This window comes from Methylobacter svalbardensis (assembly GCF_037671525.1).
Lineage (GTDB): Bacteria > Pseudomonadota > Gammaproteobacteria > Methylococcales > Methylomonadaceae > Methylobacter_A > Methylobacter_A svalbardensis.
Window position 1 is genome coordinate 1 of sequence record NZ_JAWPOH010000106.1, and the last position, 6,928, is coordinate 6,928.

Here is a 6,928-nt window from a genome sequence, read left to right on the forward strand (position 1 = left end):
CTTTCAAGACGTATATGCAAGATGCCAGTAAAGTTTTGTGTGTCATGAAGAAAATGCGTGAAGATTTCGCAATCCCTGCGTGAATTTTACTGTAGTGGCTTGGAAATTATTTACCTGAGAAACTATAGAGCCATTCCATTTTCATAGCGATGATCCCCTTCTTGAAATTTTGGCTGACTTTCTGTTACAAACCCTACTACTTCGACTGCAGTTGCCCACGCATACTGGATAAGAGTTCTGTACTGAATCTCAACTTGTAGTCCTTTATATTTCTTTCCTTCAGATGAGTTTACGTCGTAGGAATAAACGTCATGAATTCCACGATAACCAGTGTTTTTTGGATTTTTTATATAATCGTATTTATCTAGATCGTTGCGTCTTCTATGTTTGAATTTCGCTTTATGAAATTTTTTCCTAAATAAGTTTAGCTCTTCAATAGATTCAAAAATGAGTCTGCACCCAGCGACGTCATCCATTCTTGCCAATTCCATTTTTGGAAATCGTATTAATTTGTTAAGTATTGTATTTCTCCGTTTGTGTCTCTGTGCGACTACTATTGAGGTTCCACGAGTCCTATTCCGCAAACTGGCCTGAAATGTATTCAGAACAGCTTTGTGTGCGGCCCTCCATTCTTCGATGGCTATAAAATCATCAAGAGTGCCATTACCGGATCGAAAATTAACTCCAGCTTTATTTACTCGCGTTTTAGAACCACCGGGAAACTCAATTTTTGTATTCACTAAATTCTATCTCTATGCATACGCAGTTAAAATTATAAAGGTCATAAGGCGTAATCTGTAGGGCGTCAATAGCGTAGCGTATTGCGCCGCATGATTGGCATTACTCAAAATCGGTTGAAGTCTCGTAGGTCGGGTTAGCGTAGCGTAACCCGACATTTGCCGCGTGAATATGTTGGGTTACGGCGCAAAAAAGACGCGCCTAACCCAACCTACGGTGCTACGGCGCGTAATGCGTTTCGATATAGCGTTGCACGATGCCCTGAAACTCTTCGGCGATACGGTCGCCTTTCAGCGTGACGGTTTTTTCGCCGTCTTCATAAACCGGCGCTACCGGGGTTTCGCCGGTGCCGGGCAGGCTGATGCCGATATTGGCGCTTTTGCTTTCGCCCGGCCCGTTGACCACGCAACCCATAACCGCCACTTCCATGGTTTCAACGCCCGGATATTGGGTGCGCCATACCGGCATTTGATCGCGTAAATAGCTTTGGATGTCCATCGCCAGTTTCTGGAAATAATCGCTGGTGGTGCGACCGCAACCGGGGCAGGAGATAACCATCGGGGTGAATGAACGAAAGCCCATGGTTTGCAGGATTTCCTGACCGACGATGACTTCCTGGGTTCTGGATGCGCCGGGTTCAGGCGTCAGCGAGATGCGGATGGTGTCGCCGATGCCTTGCTGCATCAATACCGATAAAGCGGCGGCCGAGGAGACGATGCCTTTGGAGCCCATGCCGGCTTCGGTCAGTCCCAGATGCAAGGCATAATCGCAACGGTTGGAAAGATCCTGATAGATATTGATCAATTCCTGCACATTGCTGATTTTGCAGGACAGGATAATTTTGTCTTTGCCCAGTCCCAGTTCTTCGGCTTTAGCGGCGCTTTCAAGTGCTGACAGTACGATCGCTTTGCGGGTGACGGCGGCTAAAGGTTCGGGTGTTTGCAGGCTTCTGTTTTCATCCAGCAAGCGGGTCAGCACCGCTTGATCCAAACTGCCGCCGTTGACGCCGATGCGTACCGGTTTGTCATACTGGCAGGCAAATTCGATCATTTGCTGAAATTGCGGATCACGGCTCTTACCGCGGCCTACGTTGCCCGGATTAATGCGGTATTTATCCAGAGCCTGGGCGCAGTCCGGGTATTTTTCCAACAGTTTGTGACCGTTAAAATGAAAGTCGCCGACGATCGGGGTCGAGTTGCCTTTTTTATCCAATTGGTTGCGGATTTCAGCAACGGCCGCAGCCGCTTCTTCGGAATTGACTGTGATGCGGACCAGCTCGGAACCGGCGGTGGCCAGTTCGATGATTTGATTAACGGTTGCCGTAATATTGGCGGTATCGGTATTGGTCATGGACTGAACGACGATAGGAGCACCGCCGCCAACTTTAACGTCGCCGATTAAAACTTGATGGGTGATTTTTCTAAGGCTGATAGACATATGCAAAATCTTTTGGAAAAGGTTACAGTTAACTGGAATAATGTTGTTAAATTATACGCTGATACAGGCCATTGAATAGAGTTTAGTGTGAGGATAAATTATTTTTCCGACGTACATTTGGAGTTTGGAGCGCTGGAAGCTCCTGATAATGATGCCGACATCATTGTCGCAGCCGGCGATATAGGTGTCAGTACCCAAGGCATAGACTGGCTTAATGCATTGAATAAGCCGGTTATTTATGTGGCCGGGAATCATGAGTTTTATACGCAGGAATATCGGCAAACGTTACGTTTGATCCGTAAACAATGTGAGGGCAGCAATGTGCGCTTTCTTGAGAACGACAGTTTTATATTTCAGGGTGTGCGTTTTTTAGGCTGTACGCTCTGGGCCGATTTGTTTGTTGAAGGAAATGAAAAAGCCGAGGCTTTAGGCAAGACTATAAACGATTTTAGGAAGATTCAATTCGCCGATATGTCTTTTGATACGTGGCTGTTTAGTCATTTGCATCAAAGCTCGAAGACGTGGCTGGAGCAGGAATTAGCTCAGCCGTTTTCAGGGAAAACCGTCGTTATAACCCATCACGCACCGTCTCTATGGAGCTGGAACGATGCGGCTTATGCGCTTAAGAAACTGGCTTATTGCAGTGATTTGAAAGCGTTGCTGCATGAATACGAGATAGCAGTCTGGTTTCACGGCCATGTTCACAGTCCGGCAGATTATCGTATAGCCGGGGCCAGGATACTGTGCAATCCCAGAGGTTATCTCGGTACAAAAGTCGTGCCTGGATTCGATCAGAACAGGATAGTGGAAATATAGGCTGAGGCTGTGTTGTCGTAAAAGATTACCTACTTAAAAGCAGGCGAAAGGCGAAAAAAACCTTTGCTTTTAAATTAGGCCATTCTTTGCCCTTTGCCTTTCGCCTTTCGCCTATATTGAAAAGTTTCAAAAATCATTAAAAGCCAATTTTTTTACTCACCTTTACAACCTTACAAACCAAACCCCCATGACAAAAATCAATATCCAACAAATGATGGCCGAGAGCGGCGTAGCATTCGGCACCAGCGGCGCACGCGGGCCGGTTAGCCAAATGACCGATCAGGTCTGCACCGCCTATACGCTGGCGTTTCTGCACGGTCTCGGCCTTGCGCAACCGGGGCAAAAAATCGCCTTGGGCATGGACTTGCGCCCGTCCAGTCCGGCCATCGTTCGCGCTTGCGTGGCCGGTATTCGACAGGCCGGTTGCGAGGTGGATTTCTGCGGGATGCTGCCCACCCCGGCGCTGGCTTTGTACGCCTTGAAACAAGGCATACCGGCAATCATGGTTACCGGCAGTCACATTCCGTTCGATCGCAACGGCATCAAGTTTTATCGGGCCGAAGGCGAGATCAGCAAAGCCGATGAAGCGGCTATTACCCATGCCGAAGTCGAGTTGCAAGCGACTGCTGACAATACGCTATTACCGACCGTCAACTCCACCGCTTTGCAGCAATACCGGCAGCGCTACACCAGCCTGTTTGCCGCCGATTTGCTGACCGGTTGGCGGATCGGGGTTTATGAGCATTCCAGCGCGGCGCGCGATTGTCTGCGTGAAGTACTGAGTGCTCTGGGCGCGGATGTGGTCGGTTTGGGGCGTACGGATACCTTTGTGCCTCTCGATACCGAAGCGGTCAGCGAAGAAGACCGCCAACGAGGACTGACTTGGGCGGAAGAGCATCATCTGGATGCCATTATTTCCACCGACGGCGACGGCGATCGGCCTCTGATCGCCGATGAGACAGGCAACTGGCTGCGCGGCGACATCGTCGGCTTATTGTGTGCGCGCTTTCTGGGTGCCGACACCGTGGTTACGCCGGTGAGCTGCAATACCGCAATCGAAGCATCAGGACTGTTTCGGCAGGTGATCCGCACTCGCATCGGTTCGCCGTACGTGATTGCCGGTATGGAACAGATGCTTGCTGACGGCAGTCCCAGCGTGGTCGGTTTTGAAGCCAACGGCGGCTTTTTGGTGGGCAATGATTTGACGGTTGGAGGACAACTCCTGACCGCGCTGCCGACCCGCGACGCCGTATTGCCCGCTTTGGCTGTGCTGGCGATGGCTCGGCAACAGGGCGGCAAAGTATCGGCCCTGCTCGCCGGTTTGCCGCAACGTTATACCGCCAGCGACCGATTGCAGGACTTTCCGGCTGCCAATAGCGGGGCATTGCTGGACAGCTTGCAAAGCGATGATGCGGCCTATCAAAGCTTGTGGGGTAATGAGCTGGGCGCGGTTGCTCTGCGGGATTTGACCGACGGCCTGCGCCTGACTTTCGACAACGGCGAGATCGTGCATCTGCGTCCGTCCGGCAACGCGCCGGAATTGCGCTGCTATGCCGAAGCCGACAGCATGGAACGGGCGCAGACACTGGTCACATTGAGTTTGCAACGCATTGCCGGTAAATGATCTTTATGAAGGTCTATATATGCCGCTCTTCTTGCACTGTCTGCACCCCCGGCTTTCCTGACGGAAGATCCCAAACGGCCTCTCGACAAGATTAGCCGCGACCTCAACATCACGCCTGAGCAGTTCACCGCCTGTTTCAGGCATGTCGCGCGGCCACGACTGTGCCCGCCCATCCAACAAAGCCGTTCTTTCAAGCTATTTGCAGAAGACGAACGCCGACATCACCAATGACACGCTGGACACAGTGATGGCTCGATGCCGTCCAGGCGGGCACGGAGCGCAATTGCCGGCGAGTGAACAGGTTTCAACTATCGGCTTAAGGCAACAGTATTATGTTTGATGTTAGGCATTATGTTGCTGGAACAGCGCCTCAGCGCGTCTGCTGATTTCCTCCTGAGCTATATCCTCCTTATGGGTGGCAAGAAACCAAATGTGCCCGAAAGGATCTTCCAACGCGCCGGTGCGGTCACCGTAAAATTGGTCTTGCACCCTCGCACAGCCAGCGACAATAAAACTATCCATAGACAACCTGAACCGCATTCACCAGGTGATGATGGTGGGCTATTTGAATCAGTCATTACCGTAATAAATTCTTCTTCGCTGTCATCATCGGAATCCAGCATCGTAATATCCCATTGGGGGGTTAATTAACCGGAAGAACGGTTTGTTTAGTTACCGAACAATCCTAATCTCCCCAAACCCAATCTCAAACAACACGCCTACCGCAGCATCCAGCCGCTTGAACACCCGCACCTGACCCCGTGCAGTCTCTAGTGTCGGATTAAGCTGATGCTTGCCGGTTAGCGTGGCCACCCAGCCATCATCAAGGGCGTATTTTTTGATCACCGGCACGGCTAAAGCACCGGCTTGGAATAATAATTCTGCTTCCTTGAGATTCAAGTCAATTTAGCCCTTTAGTCGATTCAGGGATTATCAGTTCAACGCTAGGAAAATAGGTGCTGAATCGTCCCTTATCGCGAGATACCAGTGGATAACCGGCTACCGCCGCATGAGCGCCGATAAAAAAATCCGGGAGCACGTTGCCTTTCTCGCCTTTGCGTTTCTTGTATTGCAAAAACGCTTTCCCGGCCAGGAAGAGGGCTTCTCTCGGAATTGGTTTCATGGCAAAGCCCAGGGACTCAAATAGTGCTTCCACTTCTTCAATGCGCTCAAAGCCAACCGAACACTCGGCGTAAATGATTGGGTTGATGACCATTGTGTTGTTCTGATCCAGCCGCTCCAAGGTTGAAGCGCTCCATTCAAACCAAGCACTTTCAGGGTCGGCCAGATCGGTGACGACGCAGCTGTCGATTAGGATGATGGCCACGATTCGCCTCGCGTCAGCGCCATGATGTCATTGGTGTTCATGGTCAACTTGCCGGTATTATGGGCAGTCCTGAACCGGCTGGCTCTTTTTTTAGAGGTTTTGGCTTTGTTGATATACCAGCGTCCGTTTTCATCCTGCAAAAATTCAATCTCGGTTTCGGCTGGCAGAATGCCCATGCTTTCCCTGACGTTCTGGGGGATGGTTACCTGGCCTTTGCTTGTTACGCGCATAGTGATCACCTGATTGTGAGTAATACTTTAATAGTAATACTTTTTTATCAGTAAAGTAAATAGCCGCTATGAGGATTATGGGTTGATACAAAAATGGGGGCGGCGCTGTTTCTGACGTTCCAGTTCTTTATCTTTAAAGGGGTAGGGCGGTGATGCTATACCTGTATAGCATTTATTTATTGAGGGTAAACCCATGTTAGCCATTCGATTGCCGGAAGACCTGGAAAAACGCCTGGACAATTTAGCCAAACTTACAGGCCGCACGAAAACTTTTTATGCAAGACAAGCCATTGAGCAGCATCTTGACGATCTGGAGGACACTTACCTAGCTGAACAACGTTTAACCGAGATTCGTGCCGGTCGCACTCAAACTGTCGCGCTTGAGGACATACTGAAACGCTATGGCATGGAAAATTAGATTTGATCCTGCGGCGGAACGCGAACTCGATAAGCTGGACCGCCCAGTCGCACAACGAGGCATTATTCCAGAATCACCTAGGTTCTGTTGACGATTTACCAATCCGGTAGAATTGATCATTTTGAGTAGGATGAACCGGATAAATTTAAGCGATGAAGAATGGGTGCGAATATTGGCAAACTTAAAGAAATTGACAGGTATTCATGTCGGGCAGCCAGACACTTGCAGACAATTTATCAGTGCCTGCTTGTGGATATTACGTTCGGGAGCGCAGTGGCGGATTTTGCCGCCAACGCATGGTAAGTGGAATAGCATCTTCAAGCGATTTTCACGCTGGT

At 49.9% G+C, this 6,928-nt stretch carries 10 protein-coding genes; 4 read left to right on the forward strand and 6 right to left on the reverse strand.

Features of this window, described 5'->3' with window-relative positions:
* Nucleotides 1–122: 122 nt before the first annotated feature.
* Together RW114_RS19340 and ispG are read right to left on the reverse strand one after the other, a co-directional pair.
* Entirely contained in the window at nucleotides 123–740 is a 618-nt protein-coding gene (locus RW114_RS19340; protein ID WP_340124380.1) for a RelA/SpoT domain-containing protein, read from the reverse strand.
* Between the two features lie 217 nt (nucleotides 741–957).
* Nucleotides 958–2,175: a flavodoxin-dependent (E)-4-hydroxy-3-methylbut-2-enyl-diphosphate synthase gene (gene ispG, locus RW114_RS19345; protein ID WP_340124381.1), complete on the reverse strand. Its 1,218-nt coding sequence runs from the start codon at nucleotides 2,173–2,175 to the stop codon at nucleotides 958–960.
* Nucleotides 2,176–2,262: 87 nt separating this feature from the next.
* On the opposite strand from ispG, the gene RW114_RS19350 reads away from it, so the two are divergent.
* Both RW114_RS19350 and RW114_RS19355 read left to right on the forward strand, forming a co-directional pair.
* On the forward strand, nucleotides 2,263–2,991 hold the full coding sequence (locus RW114_RS19350) for a metallophosphoesterase (RefSeq protein ID WP_340124382.1): 729 nt from the start codon (nucleotides 2,263–2,265) through the stop codon (nucleotides 2,989–2,991).
* A 187-nt stretch (nucleotides 2,992–3,178) separates the two neighbouring features.
* Nucleotides 3,179–4,615, forward strand: coding sequence for a phosphomannomutase (locus RW114_RS19355; protein WP_340124383.1), 1,437 nt, complete (start codon nucleotides 3,179–3,181; stop codon nucleotides 4,613–4,615).
* Nucleotides 4,616–4,957: 342 nt separating this feature from the next.
* Here the strand turns inward: RW114_RS19355 and RW114_RS19360 are convergent, their stop codons facing one another.
* The 4 genes from RW114_RS19360 to RW114_RS19375 form a co-directional block, all read right to left on the reverse strand.
* Nucleotides 4,958–5,137: a VOC family protein gene (locus tag RW114_RS19360; protein ID WP_340124384.1), complete on the reverse strand. Its 180-nt coding sequence runs from the start codon at nucleotides 5,135–5,137 to the stop codon at nucleotides 4,958–4,960.
* Between the two features lie 150 nt (nucleotides 5,138–5,287).
* Complete coding sequence (locus tag RW114_RS19365) at nucleotides 5,288–5,515, reverse strand: hypothetical protein (RefSeq protein ID WP_340124385.1); 228 nt, start codon at nucleotides 5,513–5,515, stop codon at nucleotides 5,288–5,290.
* A 1-nt stretch (nucleotide 5,516) separates the two neighbouring features.
* Nucleotides 5,517–5,942, reverse strand: coding sequence for a type II toxin-antitoxin system VapC family toxin (locus RW114_RS19370; protein ID WP_340124386.1), 426 nt, complete (start codon nucleotides 5,940–5,942; stop codon nucleotides 5,517–5,519).
* Nucleotides 5,927–6,172 (reverse strand): AbrB/MazE/SpoVT family DNA-binding domain-containing protein, encoded by a 246-nt coding sequence (locus RW114_RS19375; protein ID WP_340124387.1) that lies wholly within the window; start codon nucleotides 6,170–6,172, stop codon nucleotides 5,927–5,929. The genes RW114_RS19370 and RW114_RS19375 overlap by 16 nt, the downstream gene beginning before the upstream one ends.
* A 193-nt stretch (nucleotides 6,173–6,365) precedes the next feature.
* Between RW114_RS19375 and relB the strand changes: the two genes are divergently transcribed.
* Complete coding sequence (relB, locus tag RW114_RS19380) at nucleotides 6,366–6,590, forward strand: type II toxin-antitoxin system RelB family antitoxin (RefSeq protein ID WP_340124388.1); 225 nt, start codon at nucleotides 6,366–6,368, stop codon at nucleotides 6,588–6,590.
* A gap of 130 nt (nucleotides 6,591–6,720) precedes the next feature.
* The coding region (locus tag RW114_RS19385) for a transposase (protein WP_340124389.1) at nucleotides 6,721–6,928 on the forward strand (208 nt) is incomplete at its 3' end.